The sequence below is a fragment of the Companilactobacillus sp. HBUAS59699 genome, assembly GCF_036913575.1.
Taxonomy (GTDB): domain Bacteria; phylum Bacillota; class Bacilli; order Lactobacillales; family Lactobacillaceae; genus Companilactobacillus.
The window spans coordinates 448,630-467,953 of the sequence record NZ_JAYKTV010000002.1 but is presented as its reverse complement, the minus strand read 5'-3'; the positions used below and the strand labels follow the sequence as shown (position 1 = coordinate 467,953).

At 38.7% G+C, this 19,324-nt stretch carries 19 protein-coding genes and 1 tRNA gene; 15 read left to right on the top strand and 5 right to left on the bottom strand.

Going from position 1 to position 19,324, the window contains the following annotated elements; translation table 11 throughout:
* Positions 1-209: 209 nt before the first annotated feature.
* Positions 210-282: transfer RNA gene (locus tag U8519_RS05860), tRNA-Lys, on the bottom strand.
* 166 nt (positions 283-448) lie between these two features.
* Between U8519_RS05860 and yycF the strand changes: the two genes are divergently transcribed.
* The 8 genes from yycF to U8519_RS05820 all read left to right on the top strand — a co-directional run bounded on the left by yycF (position 449) and on the right by U8519_RS05820 (position 9,171).
* Positions 449-1,153 carry a response regulator YycF gene (yycF, locus tag U8519_RS05855; protein WP_334329368.1) on the top strand — a complete coding sequence of 235 codons (705 nt, stop codon included), beginning with the start codon at positions 449-451 and terminating at the stop codon, positions 1,151-1,153.
* 99 nt (positions 1,154-1,252) lie between these two features.
* Entirely contained in the window at positions 1,253-3,151 is a 1,899-nt protein-coding gene (gene walK / locus U8519_RS05850; RefSeq protein ID WP_334329367.1) for a cell wall metabolism sensor histidine kinase WalK, read from the top strand.
* Complete coding sequence (locus U8519_RS05845) at positions 3,141-4,454, top strand: YycH family regulatory protein (RefSeq protein ID WP_334329366.1); 1,314 nt, start codon at positions 3,141-3,143, stop codon at positions 4,452-4,454. The genes walK and U8519_RS05845 overlap by 11 nt, the downstream gene beginning before the upstream one ends.
* A 2-nt stretch (positions 4,455-4,456) precedes the next feature.
* Positions 4,457-5,278 carry a two-component system regulatory protein YycI gene (locus U8519_RS05840; protein WP_334329365.1) on the top strand — a complete coding sequence of 274 codons (822 nt, stop codon included), beginning with the start codon at positions 4,457-4,459 and terminating at the stop codon, positions 5,276-5,278.
* Complete coding sequence (locus U8519_RS05835) at positions 5,208-6,071, top strand: MBL fold metallo-hydrolase (protein WP_442892125.1); 864 nt, start codon at positions 5,208-5,210, stop codon at positions 6,069-6,071. The genes U8519_RS05840 and U8519_RS05835 overlap by 71 nt, the downstream gene beginning before the upstream one ends.
* A gap of 124 nt (positions 6,072-6,195) precedes the next feature.
* Positions 6,196-7,563, top strand: a complete 1,368-nt coding sequence (locus tag U8519_RS05830) for a S1C family serine protease (protein ID WP_334329364.1) — start codon at positions 6,196-6,198, stop codon at positions 7,561-7,563.
* Positions 7,564-7,942: 379 nt separating this feature from the next.
* Positions 7,943-8,422: a 23S rRNA (pseudouridine(1915)-N(3))-methyltransferase RlmH gene (gene rlmH / locus U8519_RS05825; RefSeq protein ID WP_334329363.1), complete on the top strand. Its 480-nt coding sequence runs from the start codon at positions 7,943-7,945 to the stop codon at positions 8,420-8,422.
* A 14-nt stretch (positions 8,423-8,436) separates the two neighbouring features.
* Positions 8,437-9,171, top strand: a complete 735-nt coding sequence (locus U8519_RS05820; protein ID WP_334329362.1) for a sulfite exporter TauE/SafE family protein — start codon at positions 8,437-8,439, stop codon at positions 9,169-9,171.
* On the opposite strand, the gene U8519_RS05815 is transcribed toward U8519_RS05820, so the two are convergent.
* Positions 9,168-10,166, bottom strand: a complete 999-nt coding sequence (locus tag U8519_RS05815) for an NADP-dependent oxidoreductase (RefSeq protein ID WP_334329515.1) — start codon at positions 10,164-10,166, stop codon at positions 9,168-9,170. The genes U8519_RS05820 and U8519_RS05815 overlap by 4 nt on opposite strands.
* Before the next feature lie 169 nt (positions 10,167-10,335).
* Between U8519_RS05815 and U8519_RS05810 the strand changes: the two genes are divergently transcribed.
* Both U8519_RS05810 and U8519_RS05805 read left to right on the top strand, forming a co-directional pair.
* On the top strand, positions 10,336-10,674 hold the full coding sequence (locus U8519_RS05810) for an ArsR/SmtB family transcription factor (protein ID WP_334329361.1): 339 nt from the start codon (positions 10,336-10,338) through the stop codon (positions 10,672-10,674).
* A complete protein-coding gene (locus U8519_RS05805; protein ID WP_334329514.1) occupies positions 10,671-11,348 on the top strand; it encodes a type 1 glutamine amidotransferase domain-containing protein in 678 nt (225 codons plus the stop codon). The genes U8519_RS05810 and U8519_RS05805 overlap by 4 nt, the downstream gene beginning before the upstream one ends.
* Here U8519_RS05805 and U8519_RS05800 read toward each other — a convergent pair.
* On the bottom strand, positions 11,345-11,923 hold the full coding sequence (locus U8519_RS05800) for an NAD(P)H-dependent oxidoreductase (protein WP_334329360.1): 579 nt from the start codon (positions 11,921-11,923) through the stop codon (positions 11,345-11,347). The two genes, U8519_RS05805 and U8519_RS05800, sit on opposite strands and share 4 nt — an antisense overlap.
* 101 nt (positions 11,924-12,024) lie before the next feature.
* Here U8519_RS05800 and U8519_RS05795 point away from each other — a divergent pair, with 101 nt between their 5' ends.
* Positions 12,025-12,372 (top strand): winged helix-turn-helix transcriptional regulator, encoded by a 348-nt coding sequence (locus tag U8519_RS05795; RefSeq protein WP_334329359.1) that lies wholly within the window; start codon positions 12,025-12,027, stop codon positions 12,370-12,372.
* A 91-nt stretch (positions 12,373-12,463) separates the two neighbouring features.
* Here the strand turns inward: U8519_RS05795 and U8519_RS05790 are convergent, their stop codons facing one another.
* The gene (locus U8519_RS05790) at positions 12,464-13,504 is read right to left on the bottom strand and encodes an SDR family oxidoreductase (RefSeq protein ID WP_334329358.1); all 1,041 of its coding nucleotides are present in this window, start codon (positions 13,502-13,504) and stop codon (positions 12,464-12,466) included.
* Positions 13,505-13,626: 122 nt separating this feature from the next.
* Here U8519_RS05790 and U8519_RS05785 point away from each other — a divergent pair, with 122 nt between their 5' ends.
* The 4 genes from U8519_RS05785 (at position 13,627) to U8519_RS05770 (ending at position 18,154) form a co-directional block, all read left to right on the top strand.
* The gene (locus U8519_RS05785; protein WP_334329357.1) at positions 13,627-14,187 is read left to right on the top strand and encodes a TetR/AcrR family transcriptional regulator; all 561 of its coding nucleotides are present in this window, start codon (positions 13,627-13,629) and stop codon (positions 14,185-14,187) included.
* A 99-nt stretch (positions 14,188-14,286) separates the two neighbouring features.
* Complete coding sequence (locus tag U8519_RS05780; RefSeq protein WP_334329356.1) at positions 14,287-16,212, top strand: oxidoreductase; 1,926 nt, start codon at positions 14,287-14,289, stop codon at positions 16,210-16,212.
* A gap of 620 nt (positions 16,213-16,832) precedes the next feature.
* A complete protein-coding gene (locus U8519_RS05775; protein ID WP_334329355.1) occupies positions 16,833-17,690 on the top strand; it encodes an NAD(P)H-binding protein in 858 nt (285 codons plus the stop codon).
* 29 nt (positions 17,691-17,719) lie between these two features.
* Complete coding sequence (locus U8519_RS05770; RefSeq protein ID WP_334329354.1) at positions 17,720-18,154, top strand: Rrf2 family transcriptional regulator; 435 nt, start codon at positions 17,720-17,722, stop codon at positions 18,152-18,154.
* A gap of 51 nt (positions 18,155-18,205) precedes the next feature.
* Here U8519_RS05770 and U8519_RS05765 read toward each other — a convergent pair whose 3' ends face one another.
* Entirely contained in the window at positions 18,206-19,108 is a 903-nt protein-coding gene (locus tag U8519_RS05765; protein ID WP_334329353.1) for a LysR family transcriptional regulator, read from the bottom strand.
* Positions 19,109-19,324: the final 216 nt, after the last annotated feature.

Genomic DNA, 19,324 nt, shown 5'->3' with positions numbered 1-19,324 from the left:
ATTAATAATCAATTTATTATGTCGCAATTGTATTATTATATTTGACGGACTATCATAAAGTTTGTAAGCACGAAGAGCCAATTACTTTCATTTTGGAAATCTTTTTGATAATCTAATATATCTGTAGGTCAGATTTTTAAATTTGGGCAAAATAAAAACCGATAACATCAAGACTTTCGCTTGATATCATCGGTTAAATGTTATTGCTATGGGTGGCCAGGGGATCGAACCCTGGACCCACGGATTAAGAGTCCGTTGCTCTGCCAGCTGAGCTAGCCACCCATTTGTTAGATGTGTTGTATCAATCAACGAGATATATAATACCATAAGGACAAAATATGAAGCAAGTACTTTTTCAATAAAATTTTTATTTTTTTAAGCTTCAGTTATGTTGATTTTGTTTTAATAACATATAACTAGTATAATATTCACGTCAAGGAGAGATAATATGGCAAAAAAAATTCTAGTAGTAGATGATGAAAAGCCTATTTCCGATATTGTTAAATACAACTTGGAAAATGAAGGCTATGAAGTCATAACAGCTTTTGACGGTCAAGAGGCACTCGATAAGGTAGAAGAAGATGATCCTGATCTAATTCTATTGGACTTGATGTTACCAGTGATCGACGGTCTAGAAGTGGCTAGAACTGTAAGAAAGACTAAAGATACACCGATTATTATGTTGACCGCTAAAGATACTGAAATCGACAAAGTTATTGGTTTGGAACTTGGTGCTGATGACTATGTAACCAAACCTTTTTCTAACCGTGAATTAGTTGCTCGTGTGAAGGCTCGTTTGAGAACGCAGAGAAATGTTCAAAGTGACGAAAGCAAAAATAGCGAAATCAAGATTGGTGATTTAACTATTCTTCCTGATGCCTATACGGTAACCAAAAATGGTAAAGAAATAGAACTAACTCATCGTGAGTTTGAATTATTGTATTACTTAGCTCAGCACATTGGTCAAGTAATGAAACGTGAACATTTACTTCAAACAGTTTGGGGTTATGACTACTTTGGGGATGTAAGAACTGTGGACGTTACAGTCCGTCGTCTTCGTGAAAAAATTGAAAATAATCCTAGTCAGCCCGAGTGGCTTATGACTAGACGTGGCGTAGGATACTACCTCAGAGATCCTGAGGCAGAAGCCTAGTCGTATTTGAACTGACTCTATCAAACGAGTCAGTTTTTTTGTTACATTGAAAGCTGTATAATGAAGATTAACAGACTGTATTTTATAGGTGGAAATATTTTGAAAAATAGATTCGTATTTTTACATTCGATTAACTTCAAAATCGGATTATCTTTTATTTTAATTCTTATTGTCACAATCGAAATAATTGGGGCTTATTTCGTGCAGAGACTTGAGGAACAAAACGTCTCTGACTTTGAGAATTCAATTGTCGTACCAGCATATACACTGAATCAAATTTCAGATAACTTAAACGATAATGACAGTGCCACAAAGGAAAACATCAGCAACGTGATCCAAGATTATGCGCGTAATAATTCGGATATTACTGACATTCAGATCGTTGATCGTAACGGGATAATTGTCGGCACGAAAGATGTTGATAAGTCTTCTTTGATCGGTACTAAGACGATGAAGAATCAAATCAAGCAGAGTATCAGCAATGGTAAGAAGATTACCCAGATCTACTATGATAAGGGAACAGGTAGCTCATATGAGTCTGTCTCACCTGTATCTTCGCCAGATAATAGTTCGATCGTTGGGGCAGTCTACGTTCGTGCCAGCATGGAATCAGTTTACACGGGGATAAATAATATTATTGTCATCTTCCTTACCGCATCCCTAGTAGCGGGATTATTGGGTGCTGTTATCGCTATTTTCATTTCCCGTGCGATTACACGGCCGATCGATGAAATGAAGCAGCAGGCTGTCCGCATGGCTGAGGGAGACTATTCCGGACAAGTTAGAATTTATTCACCCGATGAGTTGGGACAATTGGCAATGGCAGTTAATGACTTGTCGGTCAAAGTTGAAGAAGCCACTGAAAACTCGGAGTCTGAGCGGCGAAGGCTGGATAGTGTGCTGACCCAGATGTCTGATGGGGTTATTGCCACGAATAGATTAGGTAACATTACTGTCATCAACGAAATGGCACAAGAGTTCTTGAATAAGGACGAAGAAGAAGCCGATGGCAAGTCGTTGGTCGAAGTTTTGGGGATCGATGATAAGGTCACCTTTGATGAATTGCTAGAGAATCCGGATCCAATGGTAATCGAGACTAATGATGGACCGGATGAAGATTATGACGTTAATGACGATAATTCGTTGATCTTGAATGCGGACTTCTCATTGATCCAAAGAAATAGTGGCTTCATTAGTGGTATGGTTTGTGTTCTACATGATGTCACTGAACAACAAAAGATCGATAGTGAACGCCGTCAATTCGTTTCGAACGTTTCTCACGAATTGCGTACACCACTAACAAGTATTAGTAGTTACATTGATGCCTTGAATAACGGTGCTTGGAAGGATCAGAAGTTAGCACCACAATTCTTGAATGTTACCGCTGAAGAGACTGACCGTATGATCAGAATGATTCAAGACTTATTGAGTTTGTCACGAATGGATCAAGGTCGTTCGAAGCTAGAAAAAGAATTAGTAAACTTCAACGAATTCTTCTCCTACATCTTGGATCGATTTGATATGATGTTGAAAAAGGAAAAAGCCGATGCCAAAGAAGATGATACGAAAGTTGTCAAAAACTATCGTATCAAGCGCATCTTTACTAATAAAGATCTGTGGGTCGAGATCGATACTGATAAGATGACCCAAGTTATTGATAACATCGTAAATAATGCTATCAAGTATTCTCCAGACGGAGGCGTTATAACGTGTCGTCTATTGGAGACAAATAAACACATTATTATTAGTATTTCTGATGAGGGACTAGGTATTCCGAGAAAGGATATCAAGAAAGTCTTCGATAGATTTTATCGAGTTGATAAAGCTAGATCTCGTAAGCAAGGTGGTACTGGTTTAGGATTATCGATCTCTAAGGAAATCGTGGAACAACACAAAGGTAGAATTTGGGTAAATAGTGCTGAAGGTAAAGGATCAACATTCTATATCTCCTTGCCGTTTGACCCTAATGAGACTGGAGGAGAATGGGATGAAATTTAGTCGTTTAATCGTACAGATCCTGCTAGTGATAGCGGTTATCACAAGTATTGTCCTGTCCTTCTATATTTGGACCAATACTGCACGCTATCAGGCAGGCAGAAATATTGATGTTACTACCACCGATACTGATAAGAACAAGATTCCGATCGATCAGGTGATCAGTCCGACACAAGTCATCTGGCAAGACGGAACTGATCAACGTTTGATTTATAATAATGAAGAGAACATCTCAATGAGTATCCAAAAAGTCATGAAAGACTGGAATATTAGTGAACCTAAGGAAGTCTTCAAAAAAGACGGTGCTCGTTATCAAAAACTGATCCAACAAGAAAATGCGATTCAGCTAGTCTATCCAACTAATATTTCAGTAAAAACACTGGGCTATTTGTTGGACAGCAGTGATTTGAGACGTGCTAAAGATTATTCCTTTGACCGGATCATCTTTACTTTGAAGAATAAAAAAGACAGTTATATTTACCTGGCTAATGACAGCAATTATGCGGTCTATCGGGCTAAGGTCAAGGATGTTTCTTCAGAACCGATCTTGAAATTGGCACGTAAAACTAACATAGATCTAAAAGTCCGTTTGAATCTGTTGAAACACGGTGTCTTCACGTTCTATACAGAACCGATCAAGATGAGAACTTATTCATACGTTATGAGCGGTAAGAAGGATTCTGAATATACAACGGCGCTGTTTGATTCTAACAGCGATGACTTAGTAACGACGCAGACTGATAATGTTTATACTTACAATTATGGTGAGACTAAGCGTTTGGTCTCTGACCACAATAAGGGCGAGTTGACCTTCTATGACTATACCGACACTTCGGTGCCAAAGGATAGATTGTCGTTCTTCCAACGTGGGTATAACAAAGCGGTCAACTTACAAAATTCAGTTTCCAACTTGCGTCTATACGATGCTGACTGGGAGTCTAAAGAATTGACGTATCGTGAATACGTTGAAGGTTTCCCAATCTTTAAGAAGAGCCAGTTTGGATCGATCAAGATCAAGTTCAGTCGTAACGGAACCACAGAATACTTCTTGAACAAAGTTCTAGAAGTCCCTGTTCCATCAGATCAATCAGCTACTACGCTGAAATCAACGACGAATATTTTGAAAGGCTTAGACAGAGCTGGATATTCACCAAATGATATTCAAGACATTCAAGTGGGATATCAGTGGGAAAGTGAAACTGATAATGAAGATGTTATCGACTTGACTCCAACTTACTATATTAAGATCGATGGTCATTGGAAGACTTATACCGATTGGACTAATGAATCTGCAGAGGAGGAATAACAATGGATTTTAGGAGAATTGAAATCATATTTTTGATCGTCTTCTTTTCGTTGGACATTTGGTTGTTATTCTCACTCAAGAATGGTCAACAGATAGTTTCCAGCAGTAATACGACCACTTCTACGGTGGCTGACATGCGTAAGCGTGATATTAGCTTTGGTAAGTTGGATTCTAAGTCAGGAAATGCGTACTATTTAGGTTCACGTCCTAACAATGCTCTGGCTAACAACTTGACTCATTTAAGAAATCAAGAAGTTCAGTACGATTCAACTGATCATAAACTTGATAGTTCGCTGAGTGATCCTATTTCAATTACTAAGTCGAATCAAACTACAAAATTAAATGCTTTTTTGAAAAAAGAATCGAATGTCTTATTCGGTACTAAATATAAGTATTCACCGCAGTTGTCGACCTCATCTCAAATTGTATATGCGCAAACAGATCAGGTTGGAGAGTTGTATGACAAGTCTGGCCGTGTTACATTTGACGTTGAAAATAAAAAGGTTGTCGGTTATACCCAAACTTACGTGGATGATTTGATGATTCTACATGAAAAAGAAGCCACGAAGAGTGAAAAGGATGTTATTTCTAGTTTGTATACTAATTCAGAGATTCCCAATAACTCTAAGATAACTTACGCTAATTTAGCCTACGCTAAATTGACTGAAGCCAAGGGTAGTACGATCTATATACCAGTTTGGTTCGTAACGATCCAGAATAAAGATAGTAAGGTCAATTCCTTGAAGAAGGTCAATGCCTTTACTGGGAATATCATTAAGAGTTCTACAACGGCAGCGACAACAGGAGACGAAGATAGTGAGTGACGATTTAAAGGTTAGTGTTTTAGTTAGCAGCAGTTCAGGTAATGTAACGTACATCGAAACACCCAAGCATCATGTATTAGTCGATGCGGGGATGTCAGGTAAAAAAATCAAAGAGTCGCTTGAGAGCATTGGTAAGGATATCAATGACATCGACTCACTCTTTGTAACGCACGAACACTCTGACCACGTTAGAGGTGTTGGAGTGTTAGCACGTCGTTATGACTTGAATGTCTATGCCAACAAAAAAACTTGGGCAGCTATGTCATCAAAGATCGGCAAAGTTCCTGAAGAGAAGAAGAACATCTTTGAGCACAACAAAGTTTTGACCTTAGATGATTTGGATATTCAGAGTTTTGCCGTATCTCATGATGCCGCTGATCCTCAATTTTATAAGTTCTATCACAATGGTAAGGAATTCGTGATTTTGACTGATACTGGTTATGTATCAGAAAAAGTCGCTAAGACGATTGAGAATGCGGATGGTTACTTGATGGAATGTAACCACGATATCGAAATGTTACGCAATGGCATGTATCCATGGCCGTTGAAACAACGGATCCTTAGCGAAAAAGGACATTTGTCCAACGACGATGGTGCAAGAACGATCATGGATGTCATTGGGAATAAGACTAAGGAGATCTACCTTGGTCATTTGAGCCCTGAAAACAATACTAAACAGGTTGCACGTGATTCAGTAACTGAGATCTTGGAACAACATGACTTTGGTGTCGGACATGATTTTCAAATCATGGATACTGACCCTAAAGTGGCAGATCCGCTGATCAGTTTGTAAAAAAGAATAGAATTATTATAATAGAGGCGTGAAAAACCTCTATTTTTTTACAGAAATTCTTCATAATTTGTTCAAAATTTAAGGTTATATTAAGTATAGTGATAAGTGGGGAAGTGATTACGTAATGGATAACAATAATCAAAATGATTCTAGAATGAATAATGGAAAGAAGCGAGATTCGAAGGTGAAATCAGGAAATTCTTTAGTTAAGATCGGTATTGTAGCTTTTATTTCAGCAATGCTTGGTGTTGGAATTGCTTTTGCTGGTTTTAATTATTTTGGAAACAGTAATGGGGTGGCCGATACGTCTTCAACCGGGGCTGCCGGTACCACGCAAGTAAGCAACACTAAGGCCAATACGGCTAATAGTATGTCAGGCGCTTATAAGAAGGTCAATGGAGCTGTCGTATCAGTTATTAACCTTCAGAAACAAGAACAACAGTCGAGTGACGGCAGTTTGAATTCGATCTTTGGTGATCTATTTGGAGATAGCAACAGTGGTGATAGTTCATCGGACAGTAATTCCGATAACTCACAAAGTAACGACGGTAGTTCTTCTGATAGTAATTCATCGTCTTCATCGAATTCTTCTGACTTACAAGAATATAGTGAGGGCTCTGGTGTTATTTATGCCAAGCAAAATGGTAAAGGCTACATCGTAACTAATAATCACGTGGTTGAAGGTTCGGATTCACTAGAAGTAATTCTGGAAGATGGAACTAAGTTATCAGCTAAGTTAGTTGGTAGTGATTCCACAACCGATTTAGCCGTACTAGAAATTGCTGGTAATAAAGTGCCGGCTACAGCATCATTCGGTAATTCAGATAATGTCTCACCTGGTGACCCTGTGATCGCTATTGGTTCACCATTAGGCAGTCAATATGCTACAACCGTTACACAAGGTATTATCTCAGCCACAAATAGAACTGTGGAAACTCAAGATCAAAATACCGGACAAGTTACAGGTGAAGCTACGGTTCTTCAAACCGATGCCGCTATCAACCCTGGTAACTCAGGTGGTCCACTTGTAAATGAAGCTGGACAGATTGTTGGTATCAACTCAATGAAATTAGCTTCTAATACTGACGGAACTTCCGTAGAAGGTATGGGCTTCGCTATTCCAAGTAATGAAGTAGTTAAGATCATCAATCAATTAGTTCAAAATGGAAAAGTCGAGCGTCCATCACTAGGAATCAAAGTTATTGACCTCGATCAGATAACTGACGCATCACAATCAAGTTTGAAGTTACCAAATAACGTAACTAAGGGTGTCGTGATCTACAGTACGACATCTGGTTCCGTTGCTAAGAGTGCCGGTTTGAAGAAGAACGATGTCATCGTTAAGTTGGGAAACAAAACAGTAAGTTCGGTTGCTGACTTACATAGCGCATTGTATTCGCATTCAGTCGGAGACACTGTCAGCGTTCAATATTACCGTAACGGTAAGTTGAAGACAGCTCAGGTTCATTTAACTAAAAAAACTTCTGAATAAAATGACATGTGGAACTAGTGAATACTAGTTCCACATTTTTTTTTGAACAATAATTGGCCGAAACGTATATATACTTCGTGTTTTTATCGCGTGAATGAAATTGACTTTTCCACAGATGTTAACAACTTGTGTATAAGTGGATAAACTTTAGGAAAAACACTGTCGAAAAGTTATCCACAATCAACATTTTACCTGTTGATAACATGAGACAAGTTGTATAGAAGTGAGCCGTAATGACTGGTATAATAGGTATTTGATATGTTCCACACACTTATACAAACTTTTTTATTTATGTGCATAAGTGGATTAAAATAAAATTCGTTTTTTTACATTTTTCAAATTGTTAATAATTATATATTATGAATATAGGGAGATTGTTATGAATATTAAATTGGTTACAGTTGGTAAATTAAAAGAAAAGTATCTAAAGGCCGGAATCGCAGAGTATGCTAAGCGCTTGGGTGCTTTTTGTAAGTTTGAGATTGTTGAATGTCCAGACGAAAAAGCCCCCGAGAACTTGAGTGAGGCAGAAGATGCTCACGTCAAAGAAGTCGAGGGTGAAAGGATCTTATCCAAGATCAAGGATAAGGAATATGTTATTTTATTAGATTTGCGTGGAAAAGAATTGACCTCTGAACAATTGGCCAAAAAAGTCGATGAGTTATCCACATATGGAACTAGCGATATTACTTTTGTGATCGGTGGATCTTTGGGTGTTAGTCCAGAAGTTACTAAGCGAGCCGACTTTAGTATTTGCTTTGGAAAGTTTACGCTACCTCATCAGTTGATGAGACTAGTTATGACTGAACAGATCTATCGTTCGTTTATGATTATTAATCATCGTACTTATCACAAATAAAAAGGAGCTATCACATGTCGTGGTTATTCGTACTAATACCGGGGATGCTGGCAGGATTAGTCCAAGGATTGACAGGATTTGGTCCAGCAATTGTTTTGATGGTTTTTTTGCCAAGCATTTTGCCAATGGCAAAGGCTGCTGGAGTGGCAGGTATGATACCAGTTATTTCAGTTGTAATGATGGCGATCCACTATCGCCACTATATCAAGTTTAAACGGATAGTTTGGCCGTTTGTCTTATATGCTTTTGTGGCGTCTCTTTCAATTCATCTAGGTGGCTTGTTGGATGTTCATATTTCTCGTGCCATGCTGGGGGGACTGTTAATAGTATTGTCGCTATATTTTTTGTTATCGCATACTAGTGGACAGAAGAAATTTCCGCTCTATGTCGCGATTATTTTTGTTTTGATCTCAGGATTTTTCAGCGGTTTATTCGGGATCGGCGGACCTTTGATGGCGTTATATTTCTTATCATTATCGTCAACGACAGAAGAGTACATGGCGACGGTACAAATGTTCTTCGTCTTAGATATGACTTATACTTCATCGTTTCGAGTCATCAATGGGATCATCGGCGTTAACGAAATACCAATTATCTTGATTGGTGTCATTGGGGCAGCGTTAGGGACTTTTATTGCCAGTCGAATTCTAAATCACATGAATTTAGCACTAGTTAGTAAAGGTATTTATACGTTTATCGGCATCAGTGGTATCTATTATTTAACGTCATCACTATTAGTTTTACTTTAGTTGATATTGATAATTATTTTGCCCTTGGCATGTCCGGACCGAGAATAATTTAGAGCATCGTTTATGTCGTTGAGATCAAAGACGCGATCAATGATCGGCCTAACTTGATCTTTTTCGATCCATTCAGTTAATAATGACAATTGTTTACCACTTGGCTTCATGAATAAAAAATTGTATTGAACTTGAGTTTCTTTTTCTAATTTCGATAAGTTGCGTGTTGCGACTTTGAGCAAAAATTGTTTCCAGTAGGGCAGTCCATAACTCTTACCGAATTTGGCATCCGGTAAGCCAGATACACTGACGATTTTTCCACTCGGTTTGACGATCTTAAATGATTGTTCTAGATTCTTGTCACCCAAAGTATCGAAGACGGCATCATAGTCAGTCAGAACATTCGCAAAATTTTCTTTGTGATAATCGATAATTTGGTCAGCGCCTAATGATTTCACAAATTCAACATTCTTACTGCTGGTCGTTGTGGCAACAAAGGCTCCTAGTTGCTTGGCAATTTGAATAGCAATACTACCAACGCCACCAGAACCGGCTTGAATAAGAACTTTTTTACCTGGCTTGAGATCCATCAAGTCGTGTAATGCTTGATAACTAGTTAATCCTACCAAGGGAATGGCAGCCGCTTCTTGAAAGGTTAGATTCTTTGGCTTTAGGGCAATATCTTCAGTATTGACGGCAATATATTCCGCAAAAGTTCCAATACGATCTTTGCGAGGTCGTCCGAAGACTTCATCACCAACTTTGAATTGTGTAACTTTACTACCAACAGCGACTACTTCACCGGCGAAGTCATTGCCAAGGATCAAGGGCATATCATAATGTAGGAGCATTTTTAAGCCACCAGCCATGGTTCTCAAATCAAGGGGATTAATACTGGCAGCGATTATCTTCACCAAAACATCGTTACTGTTAATATCAGGAATTGGGACGGAAGTTAGTTCCAATTCTTTTTGTTTGTAGCTGTGTATTAAAGCTGCTTGCATTTTGTTTGACATAGTATCTCTTTTCATGGTTTATTTATTTAAACGATTGACAAGGATAATAGACTAGTGAAATCTAAATGTCAATGGTTATAAATGTTGTTGAACAAAGGTTGATTAAGTCATTGATTCGTGGTTTAATGGTTGAAAAATATAAACCAAAGGAGATCAAATGTCTGATTTAACTAAACTGAAACGTGAATTTGCTAACTCTAGCGATTTTCTGATCGCCTTGGGTGATCAGAAACGCCAAAATATTATTATTGCTTTGATGGATCCAAAAATCATCTATCGAGGACTGCAAGTAACAGATCTGATGGATGTAACAGGCTTATCCCGCCCGGCGGTTTCCCATCATTTAAAAATCTTGAAGGATGTAAGATTAGTGGATTATCGAAGAGAAGGCACTAAGAATTTTTATTATTTGAGTCATGAAGGAAAAGAAATCAATAAATTAAAAGAACTGTTAAATCATGTTACGGAGGTTATCAAATGCAATCGACAACTATAAAGAAAGTTTTGATTGTTTTAACAAATACTACACGCTATGGTGAAACCACTGATGCCACAGGTTTGTGGTTAGGTGAAGCAACGGAGTTTGCCAAAATCATGCAAGACAATGGATATCTTGTAGACTACGTCAGTCCTAAAGGCGGCTTCGTACCATTAGATCCTCGGGGGATGAAATACGTAGATACAGAAATCATGGACTTTTACGAAACAGAGGATTTCCAAAAACGGGCTTTGATGAATTCCTTATCGCCTGACGAAGTTAACCCTGAAGATTATATTGCTATTTATTATGCCGGTGGTCATGGTGTGATGTGGGATTTTCCTAATAATCGAGAATTACAGTCAATTGCGGCCAAGATATATGAGAATGGTGGTTTTGTAACTTCAGTTTGTCACGGTATCGCTGGCTTGCTTAACATTAAATTATCAACTGGCGATTACTTAATTGATAATCGAAAAATCACTGGGTTCACCAAATCTGAAGAAATTTTAGCGGGTAAAAAAAGCGTCGTTCCCTTCTTTAACCAACCAGCGGCTGAAAACCGTGGGGCTAAATTTAAGAAACGACGCGCTTACAGTGAATATGCTGTGCAAGATGAACGCTTAATAACTGGACAAAATCCGTTTTCCGCTAAAGCAGTAGCTAGATTACTAGTAAAAAGCTTGAATTAATTTTCGTAAAGTTTGGGAAGTTCGTTTAAGAAATCGGCTCTAACCTTATCGGTTGTAAGATTAACTTCTCCAAAATGGATCCAGTTATTAGTCTGTGGGTCAATTCCCATGTCAGCCAGAGTGCGATTGATAAAGACACCCTGAATCGGGTTTCCAGATTGATTTATAAGGTAGTCTTTGGTGATAGTTGAGGTAGTGATGACAGTTGATTTTTTGATGTTATTTAACAAACCGGTCCAGCCATTTTCCTCATTATAAGCAAAGTTCGCTAGCATAGTTTTGTCTAGGAATCCTTTGAGCATGGCAGGTAAATTATGCCACCAGATAGGGAAGATAAAAATCAACTCGTCTGATGACATAACTATTTTTTGATATTTAGAAACCAATGGATCGGTGACCTCACCACTGCTGTATTTCTTTAGTTCAATGGGTGACAATGCAGGATTGAAATTATCCTGATACAGATCGATTACTTGGTAAGGTTCATTTTTATCGTCGAAATAGTTGGTCATAGTCTCAAGGATGGCGTGATTGAAGCTTCCGTTATATGGGTGAGTGTAGATGATTGTTTTCAATGTGTGATCTCCTCTTCTCTTATTAATTGCAGTATATGTTATGCTTAATCAACAAACAAGTACGGTAATTAAGGTGCGGTACTTACCAAAAGGAGAGCGTCATGGACGATATTACATACGTTAAAAAACATAATTTAGATGATACCGGATTTGCTTATACGATGAATCTCATTAAGGGCAAGTATAAGGTCTTTGTGTTATATGCCTTATCGTTAAATGATCAGCCAATGCGGTATAATTCGTTGAAACGAACACTGGGTAAAATATCGTTCAAAACTTTGACTAATACATTGCGTGAACTAGAAAATGATGATTTGATCGTTAGAAAAGAATATCCACAAGTACCACCCAAAGTAGAATACAGCTTAACTAAGCGAGGACGATCGTTGGTCCCAGTTATGGATGCTATCTGTACTTGGGGTGAAAAAGAAATGAAAAAGCAAATATAAAATTATTAGTACTATATATGGTATTAAATATAAAATTGTATACCATATGTTCCATGTGAAACATTTTGAAAAAAACATGCCAGATACAAAGTTATTTTATAATTCCTAAATCGATCATCGATTGAGCTGTAGCAATGATGGCTGTGCGCGCTGAACGCGGGTGCCAGTCCAACATTGTTACAGCTTTTTTGTTGCTTGTTTCGGCGTATTTTCCTAGTAGTGAAGCCACCATTCTCAATTGTGGATTGAAGAGAGCGGCAGTTTTTACAATGATGTTGGGCATAGTTCTAGTTGGTAGTTTGTCAGCGTATTGTGGGAAAGAATCACGTAAGATATGGGCAACTTCCAACATGGATAAGGTTTCACCAGTGGTAGCTAAGAATCTTTCACCAGCAGCCTTTTGAGAAGTCATTGCCAATAGGTGTAGACTGGCGACATCGCGAACATCGACGTAACCGGAGTCGACATTAGGAACAGCCTTGATCTTGCCTTCGAGTAATTGCTGAATCTGAATGTTTGAGTGTGAATAATCTGCAGCAAGCACTGGTCCCATTACACCGACGGGATTTACAGTTGTTAATTCCAAGCCGTGACCTTGTTTGTTTATGAAGTTCCAAGCCGCCATTTCGGACATAGTTTTGGATTTTTGGTAGGGATGAATATTTTTAGCAGCGAGATTGGACCAATCTTTTTCAGTGTAAGGTGTGGTTCGATTCTTATGTCCGGCAAAAATTGCTCCATAGGCGGAAGTTAAGACGACACGTTTTACGCCATTGTCACGAGCAGCATGGAGAACTCGCAGAACACCATCGACAGCGGGACGAATCATTTCAGCTTCGTTTTTAAAATTCAAAGTGGGAGTGGGTGATGCTGGGTGGATCACATATGTTGCGCCAGCCATTACTTGTTCCCAATTCTTATCGGAAGTTAGATCAGCTTTGGCAAACGATAATTTGGTGAAATCATTAATTCCACCTTGAGCCAGTAATTGTTTGACGAGCTCGATTTTTTTATCGGATCTAATAGTAGTCCGGACGAAATATCCTTGATTTAATAATTGAATGATAATGTGTGAGGCAATGAAGCCACTGCCACCTGTTACTGCAACTAATTGATTATTTGAATTTGTCATTTGAAAGACCTCTTTTTTATTTACTGTTGTTACACTTGTAACATCTGTATTTGAATACTACAATGTTGATAATGAGTTTTCAAGCAAACAGAGGGCATCTGTGACAGAATGGAGAAATTGTAATGGCAGCCACTAAACACGCACAACTTATCAAGCAAGATTCCAAAGATTATTTGACCACAGCATTACTGCAATTATTAGAAACAAAAGATTTGAAAGATATTTCAGTCAGTCAGGTGGTGAAACGAGCCGGAGTCAGTCGTATGGCGTTTTATCGAAATTTTGATACGCTGGATGATTTACTGACTAGTTATTTTGAACCGCTGATAGAGGCAAGATTTGACGAGGTAAAACACAAGACTTCAGAAGAAGACAAATTGAATAAAATCGGCAAGTTTTTCAGTGATTATGCGGACACATTGAAGTTATCAACTGAGCGCGGGTTTGAATATATTATCAAGGATCTCTTTGATAAAAATATGCTGGACTTCTATGATACGATCTCGCTGCCTGATGCTTTGTCCTCAATAGAACGTATCTATTGGACAAAGTTTATGAGCGCTGGAGTCTATGCAATATGGTCAGAATGGCTATTGGGCGGACAAAAGGAGACACTTGCTGAAATTCATCGTTTGATTGGCGGATTTCAGGATTATACGATGAAATTCTTGATCAGTAAATAATTTGTAAAAAAATTCACAATTAGGGTTGACCTTACTGTAAGGACATACCTTATAACTTATATTGGGAGTAACTATGCAAATTGAAGTGGGGGAACTCGAATGTTTTTTCAAAAATTATTTACATCATATAAGATCAATCAATGTGAAATAAAAAATCGATTCGTTGTTCCGGCAATGGTAACTAATCTCTGTGATGAGGATGGTAACATTACTGAAGCATTCATTAAGTATCATGAAGCTAAGGCCCGTGGGGGATTCGGTCTGATCATAACTGAAGATTATGGAGTCGATCCACACGGAGTCGGTTATCAGAATTGCATTCGTCTGTATGACGAATCTCAGGTACCTGCAAATAAGAAGTTGACCGACACGGTTCATATGTATGGAGCCAAGATGTTCGCACAAGTTTTTCACCCCGGACGTCAGACCAACTCAAACGTTAATGGCGGAGTCCAACCAGTGGCAGCTTCCAAGATTCCTGATGCCTTTAATAAGGAGATACCACATGAACTAACAATTAATGAGATCCATGAATTAGTAGCTGAATTCGCTAATACAGCGTGCTTGATGAAGAAGTCAGGTTTCGATGGAATAGAGTTGCACCTAGCACATGGCTACTTATTAGCCGGATTCCTGAGTACACGTCAGAACCGTCGGACCGATGAGTATGGTGGTTGCTTTGAAAACCGTATTCGGATCGTTGATGAGATTTATCAGGCTATGCGGTCACAAGTTGGGGCAGATTTCCCATTGACTGCCAGAATTTCTCTGACAGAAGATACAGTGGACGGTCGTCAGATGCAAGAGACGATGATGATCGTTAAACATTTGGAAAAATTAGGCTTCAATGGTTTGAATTTGAGTAACGGCGAGTATACTTCCTATGCACCAGAACTGATTTCGTCGACCTTTACACCTAAGGGTTACAACATTGAAAATGCCAAACGAGTTCATGATTTTGTCAATATTCCAACGATCGTCGCTAACGGGATCAATGATCCTGCCATGGCTGAAACAGTGCTGGAACAGGGAGCTTGTGACTTTGTCGGTATGGCTCGAGCTTCACTGGCTGATCCTAATATGCCTAGGAAGACAGCTCGTGGACAAGTAGGCGACATTAATTATTGCATTCGCTGTTTGCAGGGATGTGAGGGCAGTCTGTTAGAAGGCAAGCATGTGCGTTGCTTAGTTAATCCAGAGTTAGGACACGAGACAAAATATACCTTCGATGAACACGTCTCTCCTAAAGATGTCTTGGTTATTGGAGGAGGTCCTGCCGGTATGGAAGCAGCCATTGCCGCCACAAGACAAGGTCACAATGTCACACTTTGGGAACAGTCTGGTGAGTTAGGTGGAGAATTTATCTCAGCCATTTATCCACCAGCTAAAGGTGAATATGCTAACTTTTTGGTCTTTTTGAAACATCAGATGCAGGTTTTAAATATTAATGTAGTCTTGCATCAGATAGCAACGATTGAGAATATTAAGAAATTCAACGCTGACAAAGTTATCGTCGCTACCGGAGGCAATCCTAACAAACCTCATCTTAAAGGTATTGAGGCTGATAATATTCACTTCGCTAATGATGTTTTATTAGGTAGAGAACCGATTTCAGGAAAAATCGTCATTGTTGGTGGCGGTGAAGTTGGTACTGAAACGGCTATGTACTTGGCTGATGCCGAACGCGGTCAAGTTACGATCTTAGAAATGACAGCTGACATCGATGCTGGCTTGTTGCGGACCGTGCCTACAAAACGCTTCTTCCGTGATCATGAAGTTGAAATTGTCACACACGCCAAAGTTAAAGAGTTTAAGAACAATGAAGTAGTGATCGATCATGGGGGCCATGAAGAAAACGTATCAGCCGACGAGATCGTTTTGGCGATGGGATATCATGCTGATAACAGCCTACTTCAGGAGTTACAAAGTGAGTTTGATAATGTTGTGGCAGCGGGGGATGTTGTCGAGCCAACCAATGCGTTAGAGGCTTCTACGGCGGGGTTTAAAGCTGGCTATTATATATAAAGTTGGTTTCTAGTTGTCGTTTCCCGCTTCCGGTCAGCAGTAATTCCATCAGAAGCGGGACCGATCTTAGCCAAAAAGCGGTCTAAGATCTCGCTTGGATGCTTTGCATAAACCGCAAATCATCCAAGACGTCCGTGCTGTAAATGTGGTAAAACCGCCCACATTAACACCACTTTCGCTACTGATTCCATTACTGCTGCCCTCCAGCTCAATTTTCATACTGTAAAAAAATAGCACGTGAAATCTATGAGGATGAATTATTCTATCTATCTGATTTTACGTGCTATTTTAGTATGCAAAATATAATCTTATTTGGTGATTACTGGTCTGAATATAACGTAACTCTAGCTGAGAATGGGCAACAATGGAATCCGCCGTAAAAGTGTACTTAGCGATTTATCGCTTAGTACACTGGACGACTCGGAAGACTACAGGCTTCCGAGCGAGGCTTAAGACGAAGACTTAAGCCGGTCCACGGCAGATGGAATTGTTGCCCATCCTCAGCGGCATCCAACAACAAATCTCCAATATAGTTGTTGATTTTAAAATAACAGGATGCTACAATAATACCTGTTAATAATAAAACAACAACTAATTTTAAAAAATCGAGGTAATTAAATATGAAATATGCAATCTCAGCCGCAACTGGACATTTTGGACAAATCGCTATTCGTGAATTACTTAAGGACATCAGCGCAAGTGACGTTATCGCTATTGTTCGTAATGTTGATAAGGCGAGGAAAGTCTTGCCAGAAGGAATTGAAATCAGACAAGCTGATTACACAGACAAAGATGCACTAGTTAAGTCATTGACTGGTGTTGATAAATTACTATTTATTTCATCTGTTCCTGGTGGTAAAATTTCTCGTCAAACACAACATCAAAACGTTGTTGAAGCAGCCCAAGAGGCGGGAATCGATTATTTAGCTTATACAAGTTTCGCAGATGCTGATAATGCCAAATCGGCTTTGTCAGCTGATCATAAATTCACGGAAAAATTGATCAAGGAAAGTGGCTTGAATTATTCATTCTTGCGTAATGCTTGGTACTTGGAAAATGAAGCAAGCTATCTAAAGGCTGGAGCTAATGGACAAGATGCGCTTTACGCTGCAGGTGATGGCAAGATTGGCTATGCATTAGAGCGTGAATATGCCGTGGGTGCTGCCAAAGTTATGGAAATGTCAGATCCTAAGTACGTTTATGAATTCGCTGGGAAACCTGTCTCATACGCTGAACTTGGACAAGCGGTGAAAGAAGTTACTGGTAAGCAATTTGAATTCAAGAGTGTCTCAGATGACGAATACCGTCAGAGTTTAATAGCTTCAGGGTTCGATGAAATGACTGCCAATGTTTTCGTCGGTATGCAAGACATGATGCGTTCAGGAGAACTAGATGTTGAATCGAGTGATCTTCCTGATGTCTTAGGTCACAAGCTAACTCCATTGACAGATGCAATCGAAGAAGTTTTAAATAGATAGTATCGATTATAAGTTAGGAGGAACCATCAATGAAGTATTCGTACAAACTAAGTGACGCGATTCATATTTTGGCTTACGTGGACATCATGCCTGATGGTAGTGAGATATCCAGTAACGATATCGCCTTGAGCATCGAAGCCAATGCCAGTGTGGTTCGTAAGTTGATGGCAAATCTAAAAAAAGCCGGACTGTTAGAGAGTCAAGTTGGTGCCGCTAAACCAAAACTGGCTCGTCCCGCTAGTGAAATAACCTTATTAGATGTCTTCAAAGCAGTTGAAATCAATCATGAATTGCTGCACGTTGATCCTAGAACCAATATGGATTGTCCTGTCGGTGCCAATATTCAGCAAACATTGAATAGTGCTTATGAGCAGATTCAAAAAGCTGCTGAAGCAGAGATGGCATCTTTGACAGTTCAAGATATTATTGATGGTATTAATAAACGGCGTCAGAATGTTGGATAAATAAAAATACTCAGTCGAATCCACTTGGATTTGACTGAGTATTTTTTGTGCTTAAGCAGGATTCAAAGTGAAATGATTATTCATAAAAATCGTAAGAAAATCCTTAAATAGTTTAATAGCAGGATTCAAATTAGTAGGAGTAGTCACACAAACGCAAGAATCCTTGTAAAAAGATGAGATCGAAATAGCGTGATAATACGGACTATTGACCCATGACGGATCATTAGGATCTGACAGAGTTAAGCCATTGTAAGCTAGTACTTTAAAGTAGGCAATTTCAGAATTAGGAACTAAAAATTGATTAACGTGAGAGAGGGAACAGTGATCTTGAAAGATTTCATTGATCTGATGACCATTTGGTGAAGTGAGATAAAAGGTTTCACCCTCTAGATCATCATAATCAAGAGAATCTTTAACTGCCAGTCGATGCTTGTTAGACATTACGATCTGTGTATCTATCTTATTCAGTTCCTGAACATTGAAGCCAGCTTCTTCCCAATGTTTAAAGGCACGGCCAATGCAGATATCGATACTTTCGTTCTTTAAACCGTTCATCATATCCGTAGACAGGAGCTTGTCAAATCTAATATGAACGTTTGGATAAGCTTTACGAAATTTGTCAATTACGGGGAGCAGGGAGTATTCGGAATAATACCCCGATTGAAAGGCAATTGATAGACAATTGTTATTCTCATCCGCGGCATTCTTGGCACAATCAACGGTAGTGTTGATCTGAGACATTGCATCTTTCATCCCATTATAAAAAACCCTGCCTGCTTTAGTCAGTTCAAGTGGTTTACTGTCACGATCAAATAATGGATATCCTAAGTCTCTTTCCAAAAGTGAGAGTTGCCGACTAACTGTTGGTTGAGAAGTATAAAGAAGTTCAGCGGCTTTGGTGATATTTCCTGTTTCAGCGATAAAAAAGAAATATTTGATTTGTTTTAAATCCATAAAAAACACCCCATAAAGATCTAATTTTTAGTGTTAATAGGCAAAGACACACTCCAATTTATAGTTTAAAGATGAATCAAAATTATTGGAAACCATAAGAGAAAACATAGTAGTATTATTTTTTTGAAAGCGCTTCTAGATATTTATATCACAATCTTCTAATTGGTTTTAGTTTATTCCTAATATGGCACAAAAACAATAGTGAATACAAGTTAA